The organism is Vibrio sp. 10N.247.311.47, from assembly GCF_041467535.1.
GTDB lineage: Bacteria > Pseudomonadota > Gammaproteobacteria > Enterobacterales > Vibrionaceae > Vibrio > Vibrio crassostreae_C.
Genome location: NZ_JBFSUR010000032.1, coordinates 46,599 through 68,861, shown reverse-complemented (window position 1 = coordinate 68,861; position 22,263 = coordinate 46,599). Strand labels below are relative to the sequence as shown.

The window sequence follows — 22,263 nt, the reverse complement described above, 5'->3', positions numbered from 1 at the left end:
TGCCTACATGGTCTGGAACTTTAACCTAGGTTCGGATTTGTACAAGGATGAAAACAGTAAGCTGCGAATGAACCTTGCGGTGAACAACTTGTTTGATGAGGACTATTACTTCCGCGGTATTGATACCAGCCCGGTTGGTCGTTATCCAGCACCAGGACGTTCTTACACTTTGGATCTGAATTATCAGTTCTAATACGTAATTTATTGAAAGTAATAACGAATAAAAGTCGCCAATACTCTTGGCGACTTTCACGGTTCTAGCGTTTAAGGAAAATTAAATATGGAAAACAACTCTCGCCTTTTGTTTTCGAATCAATTGATGCTGTCGAACGGACTGCTGTCACTCAATAAGCAGTTTTTATTCAGCAGGATAGCGATAACCTTAGCTTTGTTGGTTTTAAGCTTGTTTTCATTCTCCAGTTCAGCACAAACCAGGGTCATACAAGATGAGCAGGGTCAGTTTGAGATAGCGACTACTCCGCAACGTATTGTGGTGTTGGAGTTCTCATTTGTAGATGCGCTAGCTGCGGTGGGGGTTTCTCCTGTTGGTGTTGCTGATGACAATGATGCTTCGCGAGTGATTCCGGCGGTACGCGAATTGGTTCAACCATGGGAATCAGTTGGCATGCGTTCTCAGCCTAGCCTAGAAGCCATTGCGGTATTAAAGCCTGACCTGATCATTGCAGATGCAGAGCGTCATCGTACTGTCTATCAAGATCTACAACGCATCGCACCAACTCTGCTGCTCAAAAGCCGCGGCGAGACGTATCAAGAGAATTTGGAGTCTGCGCTCAAGATTGGCATCGCTCTCGACAAGCAATCGTCAATGGAACAACGAATTCAACAACATCAACACGCCATGGCTGAATTCAAAAGTCATTTCTCGCTCAAACAAACCGTCCAATTCGCTGTCGTGTCGGATAAAGGTATGTGGTTACATAGCCCTGCATCTTACGCAGGGGGCGTGCTGACCGCATTAGGTATTGCGAGCCCTATTGTGAAACCAACAGAGAAGGCATATTTACCAACCAGTTTTGAGTTGTTGTTGAAAACCAATCCGGATTGGTTGCTCCTTGGCGCTTACTCTCATCCTAATATTGTTGATGATTGGCAGAAAAATCCGTTATTCAATGTACTAACCTCTGCTAAAAATCAGCAAGTTGTAGAAGTGTCACCAGCACTTTGGTCATTGAATCGAGGCATGTTAGCGGCAGAACAAATGGCGAAAAATCTTGAGCAGATCTTGGACCCATCATGAGTACGATGTCGTTCTCTAAAAGTAAGCGATTCTGGCCAATACTGTCGTGGCGAGTCATATTATTTACGGCATTAGTGTCGTGTTTGGCACTGTCTGGTTACGCGGCCTCTATGACTGGGTGGTCTAATTTCTCTTTAACATTGAGTGACTTGATTCACTACTGGTTTGCGTTTGATGAAAGCAACATGACTCATCAAATATTGGCGACGCTAAGAGCGCCAAGAACTTGTGCTGGGCTATTGATTGGTGCGAGTTTGGCCGTCGCTGGGCTATTGATGCAAGGTTTGACGCGCAATCCACTCGCGTCTCCGTCGATTCTTGGCATTAACGCTGGCGCAGCCTGTTTTATGGCGTTAGCTGCAATAGGCATACCTGTGGTTAGTGATTTAAACCCAATCCTTAATGCGGTTCTTGGTGCATTGCTAAGCGGCGGTGCCGTTATGCTCCTCGGTGGTTTTTTCTCCGAACGTTCTCATCCGTTACGTTTGGTTCTCGCGGGTATCGCCATTACTGCGTTATTGCTCGGACTGACACGAGCGGCGCTGATTCTTGCTGACGACATGGCTTATAGCGTCTTGCATTGGCTTACTGGCTCACTGTCTAGTGTGGATGATGAGCAATGGCAACAGCTTTGGCCGCCTGTAGTGATTGGTTTGGTGTTGGCAATGAGTCTTGCCCGCAACCTCAACTTACTGGCACTTGGCGAAGAAGTTGCAGTGGGGTTGGGCAGCAACATCAGGTTTACTCGCCTCGTGAGTGGACTGACGATCGTGTTGCTTGCCGGAGCAAGCGTCGCTATCGCAGGGCCAATTGGCTTTGTTGGATTGTTAGTGCCTCATTTGGTTCGACCTATTGTTGGGCACAATTATCATTTACTGATTCCTATTTCAGCATTGGCAGGCGCAGCATTAGTGTCTTGGTCAGATGCACTGTCGCGAGCGATTGCTTTCCCGACTGAAACACCCGTTGGTGTTATTACTGCTTTGCTCGGAACACCTTGTTTTATTTTGATTGCGACGAGGAGATCTTAATGCACCATCACACTAAGATAATTTTGTTATCAGGGATTCTCATATTAGTGGCATCCGCAGGTTTGTTTGTCGGAGCAGCTTCGCTTTCTGTTTCTCAAGTCATCGAACATTTGGTCGCGTTTTCCAGCGACGACTTTGTTATCCATCAGTATCGGCTACCACGTATGTTGCTCGCGATAAGCGTGGGCGCAGGGTTAGGGCTTTCAGGGGTATTAGTGCAAGGCGTGATACGTAATCCGTTAGCATCGCCTGATCTTATGGGTATTAGCGCCGGGGCAGGCCTTGCTGCGACAGCGAGTTTAGTTTGGTTCCCCAATGCGCCAGTCAGTGTGCTTCCTGTTGTAGCTATGTTCGGTGGGGTATTGGCTGCAGGGCTGATTGCGGTATTGGCATGGTGGTCAAGGCCAACACCCGCCAAATTGGCGCTGATTGGTATTGCGGTGAGTGCGTTTCTGGCCAGTTGTATCGACTTCTTGCTGGTTACCAACCCGATCGAGATCAACACGGCTATGGTGTGGCTTACTGGCAGCCTTTGGGGACGAAACTGGCAGCAAGTCCCGTTTATTTGGAGCGTGCTGCTCTTGTTGTTACCCATGGCATTATGGTTGGCGTGGCGATTAGATGTGATGGGGCTTGGCGAGGAAAGTGCGACCACATTGGGCACTAATCCAAAACAGATTCAAGCTCTCGCGTTATTGGCCGCTGTATTGCTTGCCAGTGTTAGCGTTTCTGTTGCTGGAACGATCAGTTTTGTGGGTTTATTGGCACCTCACTTAGCACGCTTGTTGTTTGGGCATAATCATAAATTGTTAATCCCAGCATCTGCACTGGTGGGGGCAATTCTGGTTACCAGCGCTGATGGGTTGGCCAGAGGTCTACAACCACCTATTGAATTGCCAGCAGGCGTTCTCACGTCTGTGATTGGCGCGCCTTATTTCATCTTTCTTCTCTATCGTTATCGAGGTTGGTAACCATGCTTAAAACGCAGAATCTTTCCGTCGCGTACGGCAAACAAACGATCATACCGAACCTGTCGGTTTCTATCCCTAAGGGAAAAATCACCGCATTGATAGGACCTAACGGGTGCGGTAAATCTACCTTGTTAAAGACGTTAGTCAGAATTAACAAACCAGTGGCTGGAGAGGTGTTGTTTGAAGACAAACCGCTATCAAGCTATGGCGATAAAGCGCTTGCTCGTTCGTTGTCACTTCTTCCGCAAATCTTGGTAAGCCCTGAGGGGATCACGGTAAGAAAGTTGGTCGAATATGGCCGTTCGCCTTATGTGTCTCATTGGGGGAGGCTAGGGCAGGACGATCAAAGGATTGTCGAACAAGCTATGCGTGATACAGGTGTGCTTGAGTTTGCTGAAAAGCCTGTTGAGTCACTGTCTGGTGGCCAGCGTCAAAGAGCATGGATTGCGATGGTAATTGCACAAGATACGGACGTAGTGATGTTGGATGAACCGACCACATACCTTGATATGTCTCACCAGGTGGAATTAATGAACCTGATGCAACAGATGAATGCCAAAGGAAAAACGGTGGTTGTTGTGTTGCATGATCTTAACCAAGCCAGTCGTTACTGCGACCATCTAGTGGTTTTGGAAAAAGGGTGTTTAATAGTAGAAGGCTCGCCTGATGAGGTGATGACCGAAACTATGCTCAGTAACGTGTTTGATCTCAAAGCGAGCGTGTTTCGTGACCCTGTTTCAAATACACCAATGTGTGTCGCGATTTAGTTATCTGTTCTGAACAACGAGATCACCAAGGCACAAAGAACAGAACACAGGCAAGGAAGCCACATTAGATTAAGTCGTCTAAACTTAAGGTTTGTATGTAGTCAAAGTAGAACAGTTTGGGCTCTAAAGACGTTCTCGAAATAAATGCAAATTAGTGCTTTACCTCAACTTAACTTGAGGTATTAGGATATGCAACGTTGCTTACGAGAATACTTTAAGGAGAGAAGAATGATCCAACTTGAACATGTGAATTTAGTGGTAAAAGACATCCCAGAAATGCTGGTTTTCTATAAAGCGGCGTTCCCTCATTGGTATGTCCGTGACGAGGGAAAAGGGGAGTGGTCAGGTAAGCCACGTAACTGGCTGCATTTGGGTGACGAGTACCAATACATCGCAATAAGTGATCACGGTGAAGGTGAAAATAGAGATTTGGCAGGGCATTCTGTTGGTCTCGCACACTTCGCTTATGTGACCAATAATATCGAAAGCGTAACCAAGCGGCTTGTTGATGCAGGCTTCCCAATTGCCAAACCCGGTGCCGAAGAACCTTATCGTAAAAACGTCTACTTTGTGGATCCGGCCGGTTTTGAAATCGAGTTCGTTGAGTATTTGAGTGACGATCCAAAACTACGTAACGCTACAAGCTAGCCGTAATACGCCGCTTTATTAAAGTTGGTTAGCTGAATGAAAACGCGCTAGAGCATTTATAGAAAAGGGCATTGTGGAATAATCCGCAATGCCCTTTTTAGATCTATTTAATCGCTGATTAGCTAAATGGTATTCAGCTCTGTTATTTGGCTATCTACTTAGCTCTAAACGGCACCAACAGTTGTTTGCCAAACACATTGATAAGAGCACCCGTCACAATAAGGCCACCACCTAGGTAGGTCCAAACTGATGGAATCTCATTGAACACCCAAACACCTAATAGTGCTGAGAATACGATCTGAACGTATGAGTAAGCTGAAGCTTTACCTGCTGCTTGGGTTTGCATTGCTTTGGTCAAACCATATTGGCCGATCTGAGTGAAAATACCGACCAGAACCAGCATCATGGTTAAGAAAAGGCTAGGCCATACAAAGTCGTTCCAGATCAGGGCGGTCGATATTGGCAGAGCGACCAGTGGGAAGTAGAAGATGATCACCGAGCTGTCTTCAGTTTGGCTAAGCTTTCTTACAATCACATAAGCAATTGAGCTACCAAACGCGCCACACAACGCCAGCATAATACTGAATAGCGGCAACTCGCTGCTCGCGCTGCTGTTCATGCTTGGCTGTACCATTACCGATAATCCCGCTAGGCAGAATACAATGCATATCATGGTCGACTTTTGGACGCGTTCTTTCAGGAACAGTACGCCAAGTAACGCGGTAAAGACAGGATGCACGTATTGCAGAATGGTTGCTTCTGCTAATGGCAAAGTGGTCACAGCGTAGTAAACACACATCAAGGCTGCGGTACCAACAGCGCCACGAACAAACAACAGAGGTTTGTTGTTGCCCCAAATAGAAATACGTTTGCGCTTCACATCGATATAACTGATGATCAACGACACCAAAGCCCTTGCTGCAACAATTTCAAATACAGGTATGCCGTAATTGCTAACGTATTTCACACAAGCTGACATCAGTGCGAATCCAAAAGCGGAGAGGATCATGAATCGAACCCCAACAGGGATTTGTGAAAAAGAGAAAGAAGACATAAAAATATCAATAGGCTGAGGGAAAAGGAATCATAACTTAGTTTAGAAGAGCCGACCAAAGTCTTTGTCCTGTTCTATTACACCAAACCATTGATATTGCTGTGCGAGTACTTTCAGCAACTCGATCTCTTTTGTTGTCTCTTCTCTAAGCCATTCAATAAGGTCGTTGATGATAGGCGTGTGACTACGCTGGTGCATGAAGTAAGTCCAAGCACTGTGTTGGATTTTTGCATTTCTAGGGCAGTACAAGAAGCCTCGTTGGAGATCTTGTTGAACTAACAACAGATCCGTGACCGTAACCCCTTCACCGGATAGACAGGCACTGAGCGCCATATCTAAAGACAAGAAGCTGGTATTTCTGACAGGTTTCTTTGGTGGGAATTCAACATCGGCCAGCCACACTTTCCAGTCGTGATGATCTAAGGTTGGATGCAGCCTTGGCAAGGTTAAGATTGAATCAAGGTCGGTGTCTTTGGTGGTTAAACTAGTAGAGCAAACCGGCGCCATGAACTCTTCACGCAAGAAGGTAATGTCAGGTGCCTTGTCATAGCGTTTTTTGAAACGCGTGTGGAAGATCAGTAGATCATACTCACTACTATTAATCGATTCGTCTTCCTCAATCACAGGAACAATGACTATCTCATGATCTTGATAACGCTCGTTTAATTCCCGAACTTTGGAGATCAATACTCGCGTCGCGAAACTCAGAGTCGCTTTGATCACGATACGCTTCTGCTTGGGCTCACTCCAAGAGGCGATAACAGCTTCGATATTACCGTAGCTTTCTCGCAAAGCCACATACAAATCATGACCTTGTACCGTTAATTCTATGGCTCGATGCTTACGAATAACCAGTGATGCGTTTAACTCATCTTCAAGCTGTTTGATCTGTCGGCTGATCGCACTTTGTGTCACATGCAGCTCTTCGGCAGCCAGCGTAAAGCTCATCAGCCTTGCGGCAGCTTCAAAGGCTTTTAAGCCATTATGTGATGATGGCAAGCTAGGATATGGGGTCATAATTCGTTCGCATGAGTTTATGGAATGTTAGAGTCGCAAATTTATCAATTGAACGCCAGCCTCATCGATCGTATTTTGGGCGAAATTAACTGAGGCGCTCATGAAAAAAATACTCACTCTTGCATTCCCTTTGATCATTTCACAGCTGATCTCTATGGCGTTAGTCCTTACTGATGTTTGGATGATGTCGCGTATCAGTGTGTCAGCCCTTGCGGCTGGTGGCTTAGGTGCCTCAATCTACTTTTTCATCTTCATTATTGCGAGCAGCACCGTGGGTTGTGTCGCGAATTTGATTGCGATCGCTTATGGTCAGCGAGTAGCTCGCCCTGAGTTTGGTAATACTCAAATTAGATTGGCGGTGAAAGGCGCAACCATGTTGGCATTCGTGCTCAGCGTGACCTTAATGGCCAGCTTCTGGTTTGCTCCGTTGGTATTAGAAGCAGCCAAACAGCCACCAGAAGTGATCACTTTAGCCATGGAATATGTCCATGCTTTGAAGTGGGTAATGTTGCCTTCGCTTATCTTGTTGGTACTTCGTGGCTTAACCAGTGCGTTTGGCAACGTGCGCTCCATTCTTGTGATGTCGATTATCACCGTAATTCTGAATGTGCCAGTGAGCTACTTTCTCACCTTCCAATTAGACATGGGCTTAACAGGTTTAGGGCTTGGTACGGCTATCGCGGCATTTATCGTGATGGTTGGATATACGGTTTGGGTATTTAAGCGTGACGAGTTTAAGCAGTTCGCCCCTTGGCTAAATACAGAAGAGTATTCAATCAAGTTGATGAGCCCATTGTTGTTGATGGGTCTACCTATCGGCTTGGCTGCTTTACTTGAGCATGGCTTGATTTACGGTGGCACCTTGATGGCGGGCACGATCAGTATTGCTTCGTTAGCCTTGCACCAAATCTTGCTGCAATGTTTAAGCTTTACTTGGAACTTCAATTTTGGTTTCTCACAAGCTGCGGCGATTTTGGTTGGCCGTGATTTTGGCGCGGGTAACTACGAAGGAATAAAAAGAACCTCGATTCAAAGCTTCATATTGGTGTCGGTGTTGAGTGTGGCGTTGTCGGCCGTGTTCATTATATGGCCTGAGATGATCGCTTCTATCTTCAAGTTAGACGATGGCACGGGTGCTATGACTTCACTACTGGCTTCTGTGATTTGGGTCGTTGCTTTGTGCTTTATTGTTGATGCTTGGCAACTACTGGCGATTAACCTGCTAAGAGGCATGAAGATTGTCTCTATGCCAACCGTGATGACTGCCATCGGTTACTGGGTATTTGGCTTGCCTGCGGCTTGGTATTTGATGCCTAAGTTCGAATTGGCAGGGATTTGGGGCGGAATCGGTGTTGGCTTAGGCGTGACAGGTATTCTGCTGCTTATCCAATTGATGCATGTCATTCAAAAGAACAACCAATCTCCAGATTTGTCGAATCATGCTTATACGTGATTTGCTTGTGATGCTCGCCTTTACCATGGAACCTTGAACGATAAACGTTGTATTGCTGACCGAGAACTATCAATTACCAACAATGACCTATAAGCCCTAAATTGCGTACTTCGTAATTTAGACCTTGGTCTTACAGAAACCGAGCTAAAAGGTGACTAGAATGATTTGAGTTGCTCACCGTTTTATCAAGGAATACACAAATGGAAGTTGGATTGTTCTGGGCTGAAAAAGGAATGTTAGTGCTTGGCGCACTGTTTGTTTTGACGAGCATGATGCAGTACGGAAGACGCAGTAGCGATTGGAAAGGCGTGATTACGATGTTCTACAAGCGTATCCCAATGAACATCGCCGAATACAAATGGTATCGCCTGGGGATCGCGTTGTTGGTATTTGCTGTGATCATACGTTTCGCATTACTGATTTTATGGCCTTCATATCAGTTCTAGCTATTCACATTACGTCTCTTATCATGGCTACATAAAGCCGATAAATGAATGAGCAAACCGAGCCTTAATAAACTCACTTATTAAGGCTACCATTTCATAAACTAGCTCTATTGTTCTATCAAAAAGTGCTATTACTCTATAATGATGAACGGTTATTACCTTTGTAGCATATTGTTTTTCATGAAGAATAATGCCAGATAATAGCTCACCTGCTTGTTCCATCATTCTTACTAATAATCTACACATAAATTCATTCACCCCGTACCTGATATTATAATGTTCTGTTACACTCGTCCGAATTAGCTTTAATTTGTCGGTGGTGCATTTATGTCGTTCCCAGTTCTTATATGTGATGATTCTGCGTTAGCAAGGAAGCAGATGGCTCGATCACTGCCTAGTTCTCTAAATGCAGATATAACTTTTGCTGTTCATGGGCTTAATGCACTTGAAGAGCTCGCTAAAAACCAATTCAAATTGATGTTCCTCGACCTAACCATGCCGGAATTAGACGGCTATGGCACATTGGAAGAGATGCAACGTTTAGGCGATACCACGCCAGTTGTCGTTGTTTCTGGTGACATACAACCAAAAGCACAACAGAAGGTGCTGGATCTTGGCGCCAAAGCATTTTTGCAAAAGCCGATCGATAAAGAAGCGCTAAAAGCCATTTTACGTGAGCATGTCGAGCCGCCAAAACAACCTCAAATCATTACCCCAACCGCTTTAGAACTGCCAATACTTCGCAGACGCGATATCTATATGGAAGTCGCGAACGTAGCGATAGGCCGTGCCGCTGATGCACTGGCTCGTCACTTTAATGTGTTTGTTCACCTACCGCTGCCGAACGTGAACATCTTCGAAGTGAGTGAATTGCACATGGCACTTCGTGACCTAGCGGATAACGACCAAGTGTCGGGTGTTTGCCAAGGCTTTAGTGGAGAAGGCATTGCAGGTGAAGCGCTAGTTTTGTTGAGTGATTCCAGTGTGAGCGATCTTAAGAAGCTCATGAAGGTGCCAACAGAAAGCGAGCAGCTAGAAGAATTAGAGTTGTTGATGGATGTATCGAACATTTTAGTCGGCTCTTTCTTGAATGGGTTAGGGGAGCAATCAGAAGTTCGTTTCTTTCAGAGCTCTCCTGTGCTGCTAGGTCAACACATCTCGATTGATTCGGTGATTGAAAATACCAGCGGCTCATTTAAAAAGACCATGACGTTCGAAGTCAGCTACAACATCGACGGCACGTCCATCCGTTGTGACCTTCTATTTATGTTTGTTGATGAGTCTCTGCCTCTTCTAGATAACAAATTGGCCTACCTAATGGAGGAGTTTTAATATGTTGAATCTTCCTGCTGAATTTGAACAGTTCCACTGGATGGTAGACATGGTTCAAAACGTCGATATGGGGCTGGTGGTCATTAACCGTGACTTTCAGGTACAAGTTTGGAATGGCTTCATGACGCACCATAGCGGTAAGCAATCGCATGATGCGATCGGTAAGTCGATCTTTGAGTTATTCCCTGAAATTCCTGAAGAGTGGTTTAGGCTTAAAACAAAACCGGTTTATGACCTAGGCTGCCGTAGCTTCATAACGTGGCAACAAAGGCCTTATCTGTTTAAGTGCCGCAACGTGAGGCCAGTAACTCAGCAAGCCGACTTTATGTATCAGAACGTCACGCTTAACCCGATGCGTTCTCCAACTGGGCAAGTGACATCCTTGTTCTTGTCGATTCAAGATGCGACTGCTGAAGCTCTGATGTCTCAGAAAAAGGCTTGACGTACCTTAAGGTGAAAATTGAATCGCCTTATAAGAGCACTCTGAAAACCAAATAAAAATGGCCAAGGTTAATCCCCTTGGCCATTTTTGTATCTGATCCTGTAGTAATGAGTTCGAACTAAAGAAAGGCGTTCCGTGTTCGTTAACTTTAGTCGAGTTGTTGTTAGGCTCTATCAACAGCGGCTTGTATCCGCTGGGTTCTCATAAATAAGCGCATCTAACCTGCCATATTTTGTGGACTTTACCCCGCTCATCCAAGTTTCGAACGTGCTAATCGATCTTGCCTTTGTACTTTATAAATTTCAGGGCTAATGAAAGAGGGCTGAGATCGGCACTCGAAGCGAAAAAAGTCAGAAAAAAATGAAATTATTTAAGAAAAAACGCATTTTTTGATTCAAGAAAAGTGTGATTTTTATGTGATTAAAGGGCACTTTTTTCACAAATTTGCCTTATCGAAGATTTTTTCGCCGAATTTGCAAGGGAAACGTTTGCGCAATAAACCGACAGCGTTTGCGTGAATATGTTGTTAAGTTATTAATTACTATGAATTTAGTAGGAAATGACGGGCGGGAAGCTTTTACCAGATATGGAATCTTTGAGAGGATAGCACAAAAAAAAATGAAATATCAGACTTGCTGTTAGTAAATCACAGCCTATAATGCTGAAAACCGGAGCGTCTGCCAACGCTCCGGTTTTTTTGTGTCCGAAACTCAGTAAAGCGTCTGCCAACGCTTACCGAAAACGCACGACACGTAATATGATTACAGGACAAATTATCATGCGTATCGAACAAGAACTTAAGTTAGGTTTCAAAGATGTACTCTTCCGTCCGAAGCGTTCTACCCTTAAAAGCCGTTCTCAAGTTGAATTAACCCGCGATTTTACATTCAAGCATAGCGGTCGTCAATGGTCTGGTACTCCAGTAATTGCAGCGAACATGGATTCGGTAGCAAGCTTTGAAATGGCAGCTGCTCTAGCAGAGCACGGTGTTATGACTGCAGTACACAAGCACTACACAGTAGAGCAGTGGGCTGAGTTCGCAAAAACAGCAGACAAGAAAACGCTGAACAACGTATTTGTTTCAACAGGTACTTCTGAAGCTGAGTTTGAGAAAACTAAGCAAATCATGGCGCTTAGCGACGAATTCGTATTTATCTGTATTGATATCGCTAACGGCTACTCAGAGCACCTAGTTGAGTATGTACAAAAAGTACGTGCTGAATTCCCGACTAAAGTTATCTCTGCTGGTAACGTTGTAACGGGTGACATGGTTGAAGAGCTAATCCTAGCTGGCGCAGACATCGTTAAGGTTGGTATCGGCCCTGGTTCTGTTTGTACTACACGTGTTAAAACAGGCGTAGGTTACCCTCAACTTTCTGCAATCATCGAGTGTGGCGACGCAGCACACGGCCTTGGCGGCATGATCATCGGTGACGGTGGCTGTTCATGTGCGGGTGACGTATCTAAAGCGTTCGGCGGCGGTGCTGACTTCGTAATGCTAGGCGGCATGCTAGCAGGTCACTCTGAGTCAGGCGGTGAAGTTGTAGAGCAAGACGGTAAGCAATACATGAAGTTCTACGGCATGTCATCTCAGTCGGCTATGGACAAGCACTCAGGTGGTGTTGCTAAGTACCGTGCTGCGGAAGGTAAAACTGTTTTACTTCCATACCGTGGTTCAGTTCATTACACGATTTCTGACATCCTTGGTGGTGTACGTTCAACTTGTACATACGTAGGTGCAGCAAAGCTTAAAGAGCTAACTAAGCGTACTACTTTCATCCGTGTACAAGAGCAAGAGAACAACGTATTCGGTAAAGAGTAATCTGAACGAGTTCGAATAGTTTGAAGATCAAGAGCCGCTTTTTAGCGGCTCTTTATGTTTGAGTTTTAGCTATCACTCAGTAGAGCATTAACTCTCAATTTTTCTACTTCGCATAATTCGAAGGAAACAGTGCTCGTTTCGCTTCTTCATCACGTTCGGTTTTAAACTCAATGCCTTTGCCGATTTCGCGAGCACGCAGTGCAGCAGGGCGAGTGTTGATTGCGTTAAACCAACGCTTCAAGTTCGGGTAAGGTTCTAGGCCTTCTTCACCAAGCACGACTGGTGCTTTGTCAATCCAACCCCATGCAGCGACATCGACAATGGTGTACTCATTTCCTACGATAAATTCACGACCTTCCATATGCTTCTCTAACACTTCGTAGTGACGTTGTGCTTCACGTAGGTATCGGTTCACAGCGTAGTCTAAGCCTGCTGGTGCAGCATGGCGGAAGTGTACCGATTGGCCTGAATATGGACCAAGGCCACTCGCGATAAACATCATCCAAGAGAGTAGTTCAGCTCTGTCTTCTGGCTGACCGCCAAGCTTGCCTGTTTTCTCTGAGAGATACAGAAGGATAGCGTTAGAGTCGAATACACGTTGTCCTTCATCTTCAATCGCAGGCGTTTTGCCATTTGGATTGATTAAACGATATTCCGGTGAATGCTGCTCACCCTTTAAGGTATCGACAGGAACAAGTTCAAAATCTAGGCCTGTCTCTTCCAAAAACAGAGCGATCTTCATTGGGTTTGGTGTTTGGTGAAAATAGAACTTAAGCATGGGGTAACTCCTTGTATTGGTCATTTATTAAAGCACCACTTGAACGATCGTTCAATGGTTGATTTTGAATTATTTGAAGATCTTCTGACTCGCATTCCAACTCTATGTGTTGAAGACCTCGTTATTTGAGCGAGGGGTAAAATCGCGCGATTCAGTGTGTTGGATTTTAAGTTGTTGAAAAAATGAGCTTAAAGTGGTTTTTTTGATTCGTTGCTTTATGCGGAGTTCGGATTTGTGATGGGTGGTTTTTGGCGGGATAGGGCGTATGAAATCCGCAGTCAGATATTCCAACAAAAACGTTGAGCACTGGTTCAAACCAGAATTATCTGGATGCACAGGCTTATTGGTAAGTTCAAAATCGTGATCTGCAGCCACATCTTATGCAACAAATGAATATAAACCTTGGAGAGTAAGGTTTGGTTCACGGTTTTTTAATCTTAGGGACTTACATTGGTGAACAAATCTGATGTGAACACTTAACGACACAGGATCTTTCCATGAAAAAGAACATTATCGCCCTCGCTCTTGGTGGCATGCTCGCTTTTGGCGCAACACCTTACTCTTTTGCTGCTAACGATGGTGCTGTACAGGCTTCTGCGGATTACGCGCAGTTGGTGACTAAGCGACAAGTTGTCGATCAACTACTTCTTGATGCGTTGCAGGCGTTTAAGTCTCCGGCAAGAATTTCTCACGCGGGCTTCACGGCTAAAATGCCAAGCAACATGGAAATTGTGACTAACCGATTGTTAGAAGCGTACCAGCTAGAACCTTACCGTACTGACTTGTTGATTTCGGCGGCGAACGCTCAGATCTACAACAAGAACGCAGAACGCGCTATTGAGTTGTTTGAACAAGCACTGACGGTTGCGCCAGACGATGTCGACTTGCATGCGTATCTTGCGGTTTGGCAAAGATTTGAAGGCAATGAAAGTGAATCCAACAAGCACATGGATAAACTGGAAAGCCTGAATAAAGGCAAGGCTGAAGACATCAAACGTATTTTTGCAACGGTTGACCGCGTGTTAGAAACACCTCTTAAAGAGTCTGCAGATAAGGGACTGTTGAGCGATCACGGTGCCATCGTCACTTTGGGCTACGCGCTTAACCCTGATGGCTCTATGCATGAAATCTTGATTGAACGTCTTGAAACCACATTGGCAATGTCGAAAGCTAACCCTGATGCGATGATCGTGTTAACGGGTGGCGTGCCCAAGAACCACAAGACTGAAGGTAAGTTAATGGCGGATTGGCTTATCGAGAAAGGGGTAAGCAAAGATCGCATCATCGAAGAGAATTACGCGACCAGCACGGTAGGCAATGCCTTATTCAGTAGCTACGCACTTGCTCGCCATGATATTAAGCACGCGACCATTATTAGCTCGGCAAGCCATGTTCGTCGTGGTCAAACTCTGTTTGAAATCGCTAGCTGGCAAACCGGCCCTCAGGGCATTACTTTTGATACGGTTTCTTACCCAGACAAGCCACTCGCAGATCTTAAGAAGGCGAGTGATGGTGAGCTACTAGGTATCTACCGAGATGCGCTTAGAACCTATGGTATGTGGAGCTACCGCTCTTACCCATTAGAGTCTCGCTAGGCTTAGGGTTACTTCACAGTAGGCAAAGTATAAGTTGCTAGTACAATCGAGCACAGCTAGATGGTATGCTGTGCTCCTACTTAATTTAGTGTTTCAAAGGCAAAAAAATGAACCCGATTTTGGCAATGTTGAAAGAGAACAATATTAGCGACGAGCAGATCAGCGAGCTATTCAAGACGTTGACCGAGAACCCTCTTGCAGCAATGGCGACGATCAGCCAACTTGGCTTACCACAAGATAAACTTCAAATGCTGATGGGCCAGGTAATGCAAAACCCTGCGCTAATCAAAGAAGCAGTTGAACAGCTTGGCCTAGATTTTTCTAAGGTTGAAGCCGCTAAAGAGCAACTTCAAAAATAATAGAGTCTGAATGAGCGATTTTGTTAGGAAGTGATAGCCGATTCGGTTAACTGTTCTTGAGATTGCGAATTAGACTTGAGTAAAAAGCCGTTTGAGTATCAATACTTAAACGGCTTTTTTGATCCGACTTAGAAAGGCTAGAAAGAGATATGACAAAAATACTAGTCCGATGTGACTCCCTCGCTTAAATCATGTAATTTCTTTTTAACACTCATGTTTCAATAAACTGAATTCCGGCGTTGCTCATGAAATCTAGCCTAAGCATTCGATCTTACACCAAGCAATTTAATACTCATGCCCATGATGGCTACCATCAACTCGTGCTGCCTATTCAAGGGAGTATTAGTATTGAAATGGTGGGATATGTCGGCAAGGTGGCCGTGGGCGAATGCGTGGTGATTCCGGTAACCACAGCGCATGCGTTTAAGGCGGATGAAGCAGCGCGGTTTATTGTCGCAGATATGGCAGAGTTACCGCAGCACTTGTTAGAGCATGAGCTCTCGGTGTTTACTATCACGCCACCCTTAATGAGCTTCTTGCTGTTTGTTGAAAAGCAGTTGGAATACCAAGTGGACAGTGGCATTGAATCATCCATCTTGGATGTGTTTTCACTGTTATTAGAGCAACAAAAAGTCAGCAAGAGCATCGACCCTCGTATTCGAGCGGTCCAAAGGCTCATTGCGGATAATTACGCCCAGCCTCTCTCTATTTCTCAGCTTGCAGAAACGGCTTGCTTGAGCCCCACTCAATTTAAGAAGCGCTTTAAAGAGTGCATTGGAATCAGTGCGCTTAAGTACATCACTCGCTATCGTATGGAGAAAGCTCAAGCCTTGCTTAGCCATACCGATTTACCCGTTCAATTGGTCGCAGAAAATGTGGGTTATAGTGACTTGTCTGCATTCAGTCGACGCTTCTCTCAGCACTTTGGCATGTCTCCAAGGGCGTTTTTGGGCTCGATGAAAGAGAGTCTTCCAAAACAAGAATAGCGTCCTTTTGGCAAACTCAACTTAGTATATGTTCACTATTATCTATTTCAGAAATGAAAATAGACTAGGTAATAGAAATGAATCTTGCCATCAATCGCGTTAACGAATTCCAAACGGGCACTTTAGCCATCGTGTTTGCTTCTGTTTTATGGGGCACGACAGGCACCGCCGCAAGCTTTGCGCCTGATCTCAGCCCATTAGCGATTGGTGCTTTTTCAATGGGCGTCGGCGGCTTAATGCAAGCAGTCTTGGCGTATCGAAAGATCTTATCTTCACTTGATAAGCTTTTGCTCAACAAAAAGTTGTTAGCGGCGAGTGCGCTGGCTTTGGCGATCTATCCTCTGGCTTTTTACTCTTCGATGAAGTTATCTGGTGTCGCAATGGGCACAGTGGTGTCGATAGCTACTGCTCCTTTCTTTTCTGCACTTTTAGAGTGTCTTATTAGCAAAAAGAATAATATCAACAAACGTTGGTTAACGAGCTTTGCCATTGGCGTGGTTGGTATTGGGCTACTGGTATTTTCAGAATCATCATCAGCGAATGATTCTGGTGACGATCTGAAGCTTTTGGGCATTGGATTAGGGTTGATTGCTGGGTTGTGTTACGCCATTTATTCATGGGCGACAAAAGCTCTGATAGACGAAGGCATTAAGTCGCAAGCAGCGATGGGCAGCATATTTGGGCTAGGAGCGATGTTGCTACTGCCAACGCTTTGGTTTACGGGGGATAACTTGTTCGCATCGAATACCAATATATTGGTGGTGAGTTACTTGGTGTTACTTCCTCAATGTTTAGGCTATATCGCTTTCAGTTTTGGGCTACGCCATGTCACAGCGAGTAGCGCCAACTTGATTACCTTACTTGAGCCAGTCGTTGCCGCCGTGTTGGCCGTGTGTATTGTGGGTGAGCTTATTCCATTGGTTGGATGGCTAGGTATGTTCTTGATAGTGATGTGTTTATTCATCCAATCTCAGCCAACTAAAAAGCCATTATAAGTATTTGTTAAAACGGGATTAATTGAATTAAATTCATGCGTGATTCTTATAATTGAATAAAATGAGTATCTCAGTTGCGAGAGTGCTGTTACTATCGTTATCAATAGTCGGGGGGCATATACCTTAGTTGGTGTTTGCTGAGATCGTTATTCGAGACCCGTTGAACCTGATTCAGTTAACACTGGCGTAGGGAACTATGATTACTTTGCCTACGTGGTTCAACAATGATCTCTCATTGCTTTCACCTCCACACTCTCTTTGCGGCCAAAGTTCGGTTCTCTTACGTCTTTTAGACAGTAGGAGCGACCATGACACAGCATTCCAATTCTCAAGTATCACCTAACAGCACTCAAACACCAGAAAACCAATCTTCTTCGATCAATACTCCGATTGTTTTGACCATTGCGGGTTCTGACAGTGGTGGTGGCGCGGGCATTCAAGCTGATATTAAAGCCATGTCTGCAACGGGTAGCTTCGCTTGTTCGGTAATTACCGCGATTACATCTCAGAACACCCAAGGCGTGTCCGCTATATTTCCAATCCCACTAGAGCATGTCGCTAGTCAGTTAGATGCAGTGTTTACCGATTTGAATATCGTGGCGGTAAAAGTCGGCATGTTGGCGGATTCGCAAATCATCAAAGTCGTCGCGGACAAAATCAAACAATACCAACCTAAACACCTAGTGATTGACCCTGTCATGGTGGCGACAAGTGGCGACCTTCTTTTAGAAAACTCGGCGATCACCACGCTAAAACAAGAACTGATTCCGCTCGCAGACATCATTACGCCTAACTTGCCGGAAGGCGCAGCACTAACGGGCAAAGCTGTGCCTGAAAGCGAAGCCGAAATGCAGGATATGATTGAAGACCTGCGTGCACTAGGTGCTAAAGCCGTTCTTCTCAAAGGCGGTCATTTAGAGAAGGATGAGAACAGTAACGACTTACTGATTCTGCCAACCACGTCTGCTTTGATTAGTGCGAAGCGTTTTCCTACCAAAAACACCCACGGTACGGGTTGTACGCTTTCATCTGCTATTGCTTCTTTCTTAGCGCAAGGCAACACGCTGTCAGAGGCTGTTGAGCTAGGCAAACAATACATTTCGCGCGCGATTGCTCATGCTGATGAGTTGCAAGTCGGCCAAGGTCATGGGCCCGTAAATCACTTCTTCGCTGGGCACGGGAATGTCCGTTAATACGGTGGGTGTTCAGCTCAGCAATGCCTCTTTACGTTATAACGACAGTGAGCACGCAACCTTGTCTGGGTTGTCGCTTAGCTTAAGCGCAGGTAAGTGGACGGTATTGCTAGGTCGAAGTGGCTGCGGGAAAACCACGGTATTGCGTTATCTGGCAGGCTTGTTGGACGACAAGGTGGAGTGGCAGGGAACATTGACAACCTCTGATGAATTGCCTTTAACGGATCGCATCGCTTACATGGCGCAGCAGGATTTGTTACTGCCATGGCTGTCGGTTATCGACAATGTATGTCTGAGTCATCGCTTTCAAAATCCAGCTTTTGATAAAGCACAGCAAACCAATCAAGCACTAGAGTTGCTCGCTGCTGTTGGTTTGGCTGATCACGCGTCTACTATGCCAGATCAATTGTCTGGAGGTATGCGTCAGCGAGTTGCTTTGGCTCGAACCTTAATGCAAGACAAGCCAGTCGTGTTGATGGATGAGCCGTTCTCTGCGCTGGATGCGGTAACGAGACACAAACTACAGAGCTTAGCGTGTGAGCTGTTGAGAGATAAAACCGTTGTGTTGATCACCCATGATCCACAAGAAGCGGTGCGTTTGGCGGACAATTTGTATGTGTTGCAAGGCACACCTGCGAATGCTCAGTCTTTATCTGTGCCTCTCACATCAACACCACGAGTGCTCGATGGTGAGTGTGCCGAGTTGCAACAAGCGATCTTAGATCAGTTGGAGCGTGATTATGAATGATCTAACGCGAAGTGGAGCTGTAGCTCATTCAACTAACGGACAGACTACCACTGCACGCCCTCGTCAGATGAATCCTGTTGTTCGTTTGCTTATCAGCAGTGCTGTGATTCTTGGCCTATGGCAACTTGTGGTCGTTGTTTTCGAAATGCCGAGCTTCATTCTTCCGGCTCCCGCAGAAGTCTTTCTCAAGCTTATTGAACGTTACGATGTGTTACTCAAACACACATGGGTGACTGCGCAAGAGATCCTACTTGGCTTGTTACTCGGTTTGTCGATGGGGCTGTTTTTCGCCCTGCAGATGCTGATGTTTGATCCGCTAAAGCGTTGGCTATTGCCTATCTTAATTGCCAGCCAAGCGATCCCTGTGTTTGCTATCGCGCCAGTACTGATGCTGTGGCTAGGTTATGGCATCGCATCAAAAGTGGTGATGGCGGCGATCATTATCTTCTTCCCAGTAACCACTTGTTGTTACGACGGTCTACGCAATACACCGACAGGTTATCTCGATCTTGCCAAGACGATGGGTGCATCGAAGTGGCAATTGCTACGTCATATCCAACTTCCTGCCGCACTGCCAACCTTAGCGTCTGGCATTCGTGTGGCTGTGGTGATTGCGCCAATTGGAGCGGTTGTCGGCGAGTGGGTTGGTTCGAGTGAGGGGCTGGGTTACTTAATGCTGCAGGCCAACGCGCGCATGATCATCGATGAGATGTTTGCTGCCTTGTTCATCTTGGCGGTGCTGTCTATCTCGCTCTACTTCGTTACAGATAAATTACTCAAAAAAGCTATCCCTTGGGAAAACCAATGATGGCTTCGCTCAACATAAGAATAATATTCAAAAGGAAAGGTTAACCGTGAAAAATACAAAATTGATAGGTGCAGTGGCACTGCTTGCTTCATTGGTTTCAGGTCATGCTCTAGCGGACTCTGAACAGAAGAAACTGACGCTGATGTTGGATTGGTTTGTGAACCCGAACCATGGCCCGATTGTGATTGCTCAAGAGCGTGGTTACTTTGCTGACCAAGGCTTAGAGGTTGAAATCCAAGAACCAGCAGACCCAAGCACGCCAGCAAAATTGGTCGCGGCAGGTAAGGTCGATTTAGCGGTAACTTACCAACCAAGTTTAACCATGGATGTGGCAGCGGGTCTTCCTTTAGTTCGTGCATCAACCCTTATCGCGACGCCACTGAACACACTAATGGTACTGGATAACGGCAAGAACGATTCGCTAGCGGATCTGAAAGGCAAGAAGATCGGTATTGCGATTGCGGGTAACGAAGAAGCGACTATCGGCACTATGTTAGCGCAAGAAAATGTTGCATTTACAGATGTGCAAACCATCAATGTCGGTTGGGCACTTTCATCTTCATTGGCATCGGGCAAGGTAGACGCAATCTGGGGTGGCTTACGGAACTTCGAAACCAACCAGTTAGCACTTGAAGGTTTTAAAGCGAAAGCATTCTTCCCTGAAGAGCACGGTGTGCCCGCTTACGACGAGCTTATCTTTGTTGCGAACGCAAAGAAACACGATGATGAAGCGATCAAAGCGTTCAACAAAGCATTGGAACAAGCAACGACTTACATTGTGAACCACCCCCAAGAGTCATGGAGTGAGTTTGTGGCGTATTCACCAGATACGTTGAATAACGAGCTTAACCAACGCGCATGGAACGACACATTGACTCGCTTTGCACTTCGCCCTTCTGCTGTAGATATGAAGCGTTACGACGATTACGCACAGTTCATGTTCGACAAAGGCATTATCAAATCACTACCGAAAGCCGCTGACTACGTACCGACTTTTGACTAAGGAATCTCATGAAATACCAAGACTTAATCCAAGCCTGTCAACAAGATTGGCAAGACTACACCGAGCATGATTTTGTTAAAACGCTGGCAAACGGCACACTCGCTCAGCCGTGTTTTCTGCATTACTTGAAGCAAGATTTTCTGTTTTTAAAGCAGTATGCCCGCGCTTATGCATTGGCAATTTACAAGGCTAAAACCTTGGCTGATATGCGTCGTGCACTGCCAAGTGTTCATGCGTTGCTAGATTCTGAAATCTCTCACCATGTGACTTACTGTGGTCAGTGGGGTTTAACCGAATCGGATTTAGAAAACGAACCTGAAGATTTCGGCACTGTTGCCTACACGCGCTACGTTCTAGATGCGGGTATGACGGGTGATCTTGTCGACTTATATGCGGCACTGGCTCCGTGTTCAATCGGTTATGCCGTGATTGGTAAAGCGCTGTTAGAAAGCAGTGATACTGTTTTGGAAGGCAACCCATACGCAAGCTGGCTGCAACTGTATGGCAGTGAAGAGTTCCAGTCTGGCGTAGCAACGGGCGCGGAATACTTCAATCAGTTGCTTGCTGAAATTGATATCAACAGCGAACGCGGTCAGAACATCGTTCATATCTTCAAAACCGCAACGCGTATGGAAGTGGCTTTTTGGCAGCAAGGGCTGAACGCTCTTGATGATTCAACAGCGGCTTAAAAGCGACTTTCACGAATAAGGATTTACCCATGCTTACTGAACAAATTATTCAATCGCTACGCGCAGTACGAGAGCAAAAACCACTGGTTGTGAACATCACCAACTATGTAGTGATGAACAACACGGCCAATGCGTTATTAGCGATTGGCGCTTCGCCTATTATGGCGCACTCACAACAAGAACTGGCAGAGATGATGTCATTTTCTGGCGCTTTGGTGATCAACATCGGCACGCTCGACAGCGTTTGGACGCCAAGAATGTGTTTTGCGGTTGAACAAGCTAACGCGAACAACAAGGTTGTGGTTCTTGACCCTGTGGGTTGTGGGGCAAGTACGTTGCGTACCGAGACTTCTCGTGAAATTGCACGCTTAGCCGATAAGTTGATCATTCGTGGTAACGCGTCTGAGATTATCGCGTTAGCGGGCGAACAAGCGCAGAGCAAAGGCGTTGATGCGCTTGATAGCAGTGATGCTGCGTTAGGTGCTGCACAGTGCTTAGTGGCTGAATACGGTGCAAATGTGGTGATATCTGGTGAGACAGATTACGTTGTCACCAAAGACAGCGTGGTGACGTTAAACAATGGACACCAAATGATGCCGTATGTGACGGGTATGGGGTGTACTTTAACTGCATTGACGGGTGCTTTCGCGGCTGTTGGTGATGATAGTGGTTTAGCTGCAGCAGCGGTATTAGGCGTGGTTGGTGAAATCGCGGCTGAAAACTCTCGCGGCCCAGGTAGCTTGCAAATTAACTTGCTTGATGAGTTGTATCAGTTAGACGAAGAGACTCTGATTCAACGCTTGAAGATTCAGTAGGGCTAATCTAACTCTAAGCCACAAGTTAGAGTTAGATTAACTTAAAAAAGCCC

25 protein-coding genes and 1 riboswitch are annotated in these 22,263 nt (G+C 45.7%); of the genes, 21 read left to right on the top strand and 4 right to left on the bottom strand.

Translation table 11 applies throughout. From position 1 onward, the window contains the following. The 6 genes from AB6E51_RS19195 to AB6E51_RS19170 form a co-directional block, all read left to right on the top strand. Positions 1-193 (top strand): hypothetical protein (locus AB6E51_RS19195; RefSeq protein WP_372140054.1); only part of this gene is annotated, 193 nt, incomplete at its 5' end. 87 nt (positions 194-280) lie between these two features. Then, complete coding sequence (locus tag AB6E51_RS19190; protein WP_017064387.1) at positions 281-1,258, top strand: Fe(3+) dicitrate ABC transporter substrate-binding protein; 978 nt, start codon at positions 281-283, stop codon at positions 1,256-1,258. Further along, positions 1,255-2,289 (top strand): iron ABC transporter permease, encoded by a 1,035-nt coding sequence (locus AB6E51_RS19185; protein ID WP_029235209.1) that lies wholly within the window; start codon positions 1,255-1,257, stop codon positions 2,287-2,289. The genes AB6E51_RS19190 and AB6E51_RS19185 overlap by 4 nt, the downstream gene beginning before the upstream one ends. Then, positions 2,289-3,260, top strand: a complete 972-nt coding sequence (locus AB6E51_RS19180) for an iron ABC transporter permease (RefSeq protein WP_017064389.1) — start codon at positions 2,289-2,291, stop codon at positions 3,258-3,260. The genes AB6E51_RS19185 and AB6E51_RS19180 overlap by 1 nt, the downstream gene beginning before the upstream one ends. Positions 3,261-3,262: 2 nt before the next feature. Further along, positions 3,263-4,027: a Fe(3+) dicitrate ABC transporter ATP-binding protein FecE gene (gene fecE, locus AB6E51_RS19175; RefSeq protein ID WP_372058148.1), complete on the top strand. Its 765-nt coding sequence runs from the start codon at positions 3,263-3,265 to the stop codon at positions 4,025-4,027. Between the two features lie 228 nt (positions 4,028-4,255). After that, entirely contained in the window at positions 4,256-4,675 is a 420-nt protein-coding gene (locus tag AB6E51_RS19170) for a VOC family protein (protein ID WP_108194567.1), read from the top strand. Between the two features lie 154 nt (positions 4,676-4,829). Here the strand turns inward: AB6E51_RS19170 and AB6E51_RS19165 are convergent, their stop codons facing one another. Both AB6E51_RS19165 and AB6E51_RS19160 read right to left on the bottom strand, forming a co-directional pair. After that, positions 4,830-5,729: a DMT family transporter gene (locus AB6E51_RS19165; RefSeq protein WP_372058147.1), complete on the bottom strand. Its 900-nt coding sequence runs from the start codon at positions 5,727-5,729 to the stop codon at positions 4,830-4,832. Positions 5,730-5,771: 42 nt separating this feature from the next. Further along, positions 5,772-6,746, bottom strand: coding sequence for a LysR family transcriptional regulator (locus AB6E51_RS19160; RefSeq protein WP_017068435.1), 975 nt, complete (start codon positions 6,744-6,746; stop codon positions 5,772-5,774). Positions 6,747-6,846: 100 nt separating this feature from the next. Between AB6E51_RS19160 and AB6E51_RS19155 the strand changes: the two genes are divergently transcribed. After that, the gene (locus AB6E51_RS19155) at positions 6,847-8,199 is read left to right on the top strand and encodes an MATE family efflux transporter (protein WP_372058146.1); all 1,353 of its coding nucleotides are present in this window, start codon (positions 6,847-6,849) and stop codon (positions 8,197-8,199) included. Positions 8,200-8,399: 200 nt separating this feature from the next. After that, the gene (locus AB6E51_RS19150; RefSeq protein WP_010430578.1) at positions 8,400-8,645 is read left to right on the top strand and encodes a hypothetical protein; all 246 of its coding nucleotides are present in this window, start codon (positions 8,400-8,402) and stop codon (positions 8,643-8,645) included. A 27-nt stretch (positions 8,646-8,672) separates the two neighbouring features. On the opposite strand, the gene AB6E51_RS19145 is transcribed toward AB6E51_RS19150, so the two are convergent. After that, on the bottom strand, positions 8,673-8,870 hold the full coding sequence (locus AB6E51_RS19145; RefSeq protein ID WP_102501220.1) for a hypothetical protein: 198 nt from the start codon (positions 8,868-8,870) through the stop codon (positions 8,673-8,675). A gap of 102 nt (positions 8,871-8,972) precedes the next feature. On the opposite strand from AB6E51_RS19145, the gene AB6E51_RS19140 reads away from it, so the two are divergent. The 3 genes from AB6E51_RS19140 to AB6E51_RS19130 all read left to right on the top strand — a co-directional run bounded on the left by AB6E51_RS19140 (position 8,973) and on the right by AB6E51_RS19130 (position 12,241). Further along, the gene (locus AB6E51_RS19140; RefSeq protein WP_029236531.1) at positions 8,973-9,977 is read left to right on the top strand and encodes a response regulator; all 1,005 of its coding nucleotides are present in this window, start codon (positions 8,973-8,975) and stop codon (positions 9,975-9,977) included. A gap of 1 nt (position 9,978) precedes the next feature. Beyond that, entirely contained in the window at positions 9,979-10,419 is a 441-nt protein-coding gene (locus AB6E51_RS19135; RefSeq protein WP_017062430.1) for a PAS domain-containing protein, read from the top strand. A 778-nt stretch (positions 10,420-11,197) separates the two neighbouring features. After that, positions 11,198-12,241: a GMP reductase gene (locus AB6E51_RS19130; protein WP_372058145.1), complete on the top strand. Its 1,044-nt coding sequence runs from the start codon at positions 11,198-11,200 to the stop codon at positions 12,239-12,241. A gap of 103 nt (positions 12,242-12,344) precedes the next feature. On the opposite strand, the gene AB6E51_RS19125 is transcribed toward AB6E51_RS19130, so the two are convergent. Continuing rightward, positions 12,345-13,019, bottom strand: coding sequence for a glutathione S-transferase family protein (locus tag AB6E51_RS19125; RefSeq protein ID WP_102333929.1), 675 nt, complete (start codon positions 13,017-13,019; stop codon positions 12,345-12,347). Between the two features lie 497 nt (positions 13,020-13,516). Between AB6E51_RS19125 and AB6E51_RS19120 the strand changes: the two genes are divergently transcribed. The 10 genes from AB6E51_RS19120 to thiM all read left to right on the top strand — a co-directional run bounded on the left by AB6E51_RS19120 (position 13,517) and on the right by thiM (position 22,210). Then, positions 13,517-14,614, top strand: coding sequence for an ElyC/SanA/YdcF family protein (locus AB6E51_RS19120; RefSeq protein ID WP_371724983.1), 1,098 nt, complete (start codon positions 13,517-13,519; stop codon positions 14,612-14,614). A 107-nt stretch (positions 14,615-14,721) separates the two neighbouring features. Next, positions 14,722-14,973: a DUF2999 family protein gene (locus AB6E51_RS19115; RefSeq protein ID WP_137002141.1), complete on the top strand. Its 252-nt coding sequence runs from the start codon at positions 14,722-14,724 to the stop codon at positions 14,971-14,973. Positions 14,974-15,218: 245 nt separating this feature from the next. Beyond that, a complete protein-coding gene (locus AB6E51_RS19110; RefSeq protein WP_017061918.1) occupies positions 15,219-15,959 on the top strand; it encodes an AraC family transcriptional regulator in 741 nt (246 codons plus the stop codon). Between the two features lie 77 nt (positions 15,960-16,036). Next, on the top strand, positions 16,037-16,954 hold the full coding sequence (locus AB6E51_RS19105; RefSeq protein ID WP_017061917.1) for a DMT family transporter: 918 nt from the start codon (positions 16,037-16,039) through the stop codon (positions 16,952-16,954). A 98-nt stretch (positions 16,955-17,052) separates the two neighbouring features. After that, a riboswitch (TPP riboswitch) is annotated at positions 17,053-17,164 on the top strand. A 98-nt stretch (positions 17,165-17,262) separates the two neighbouring features. Then, the gene (gene thiD / locus AB6E51_RS19100) at positions 17,263-18,147 is read left to right on the top strand and encodes a bifunctional hydroxymethylpyrimidine kinase/phosphomethylpyrimidine kinase (RefSeq protein WP_017064402.1); all 885 of its coding nucleotides are present in this window, start codon (positions 17,263-17,265) and stop codon (positions 18,145-18,147) included. Next, on the top strand, positions 18,137-18,895 hold the full coding sequence (locus AB6E51_RS19095) for an ABC transporter ATP-binding protein (RefSeq protein ID WP_372058144.1): 759 nt from the start codon (positions 18,137-18,139) through the stop codon (positions 18,893-18,895). Before thiD ends, AB6E51_RS19095 begins: the two co-directional genes overlap by 11 nt. Further along, the gene (locus AB6E51_RS19090) at positions 18,888-19,703 is read left to right on the top strand and encodes an ABC transporter permease (RefSeq protein WP_372058143.1); all 816 of its coding nucleotides are present in this window, start codon (positions 18,888-18,890) and stop codon (positions 19,701-19,703) included. The genes AB6E51_RS19095 and AB6E51_RS19090 overlap by 8 nt, the downstream gene beginning before the upstream one ends. A gap of 46 nt (positions 19,704-19,749) precedes the next feature. Continuing rightward, positions 19,750-20,706 carry an ABC transporter substrate-binding protein gene (locus tag AB6E51_RS19085; RefSeq protein WP_102428986.1) on the top strand — a complete coding sequence of 319 codons (957 nt, stop codon included), beginning with the start codon at positions 19,750-19,752 and terminating at the stop codon, positions 20,704-20,706. 8 nt (positions 20,707-20,714) lie between these two features. Next, positions 20,715-21,395 carry a thiaminase II gene (tenA, locus tag AB6E51_RS19080; RefSeq protein ID WP_017061912.1) on the top strand — a complete coding sequence of 227 codons (681 nt, stop codon included), beginning with the start codon at positions 20,715-20,717 and terminating at the stop codon, positions 21,393-21,395. Between the two features lie 29 nt (positions 21,396-21,424). Beyond that, positions 21,425-22,210, top strand: coding sequence for a hydroxyethylthiazole kinase (gene thiM, locus AB6E51_RS19075; protein WP_017064406.1), 786 nt, complete (start codon positions 21,425-21,427; stop codon positions 22,208-22,210). Positions 22,211-22,263: the final 53 nt, after the last annotated feature.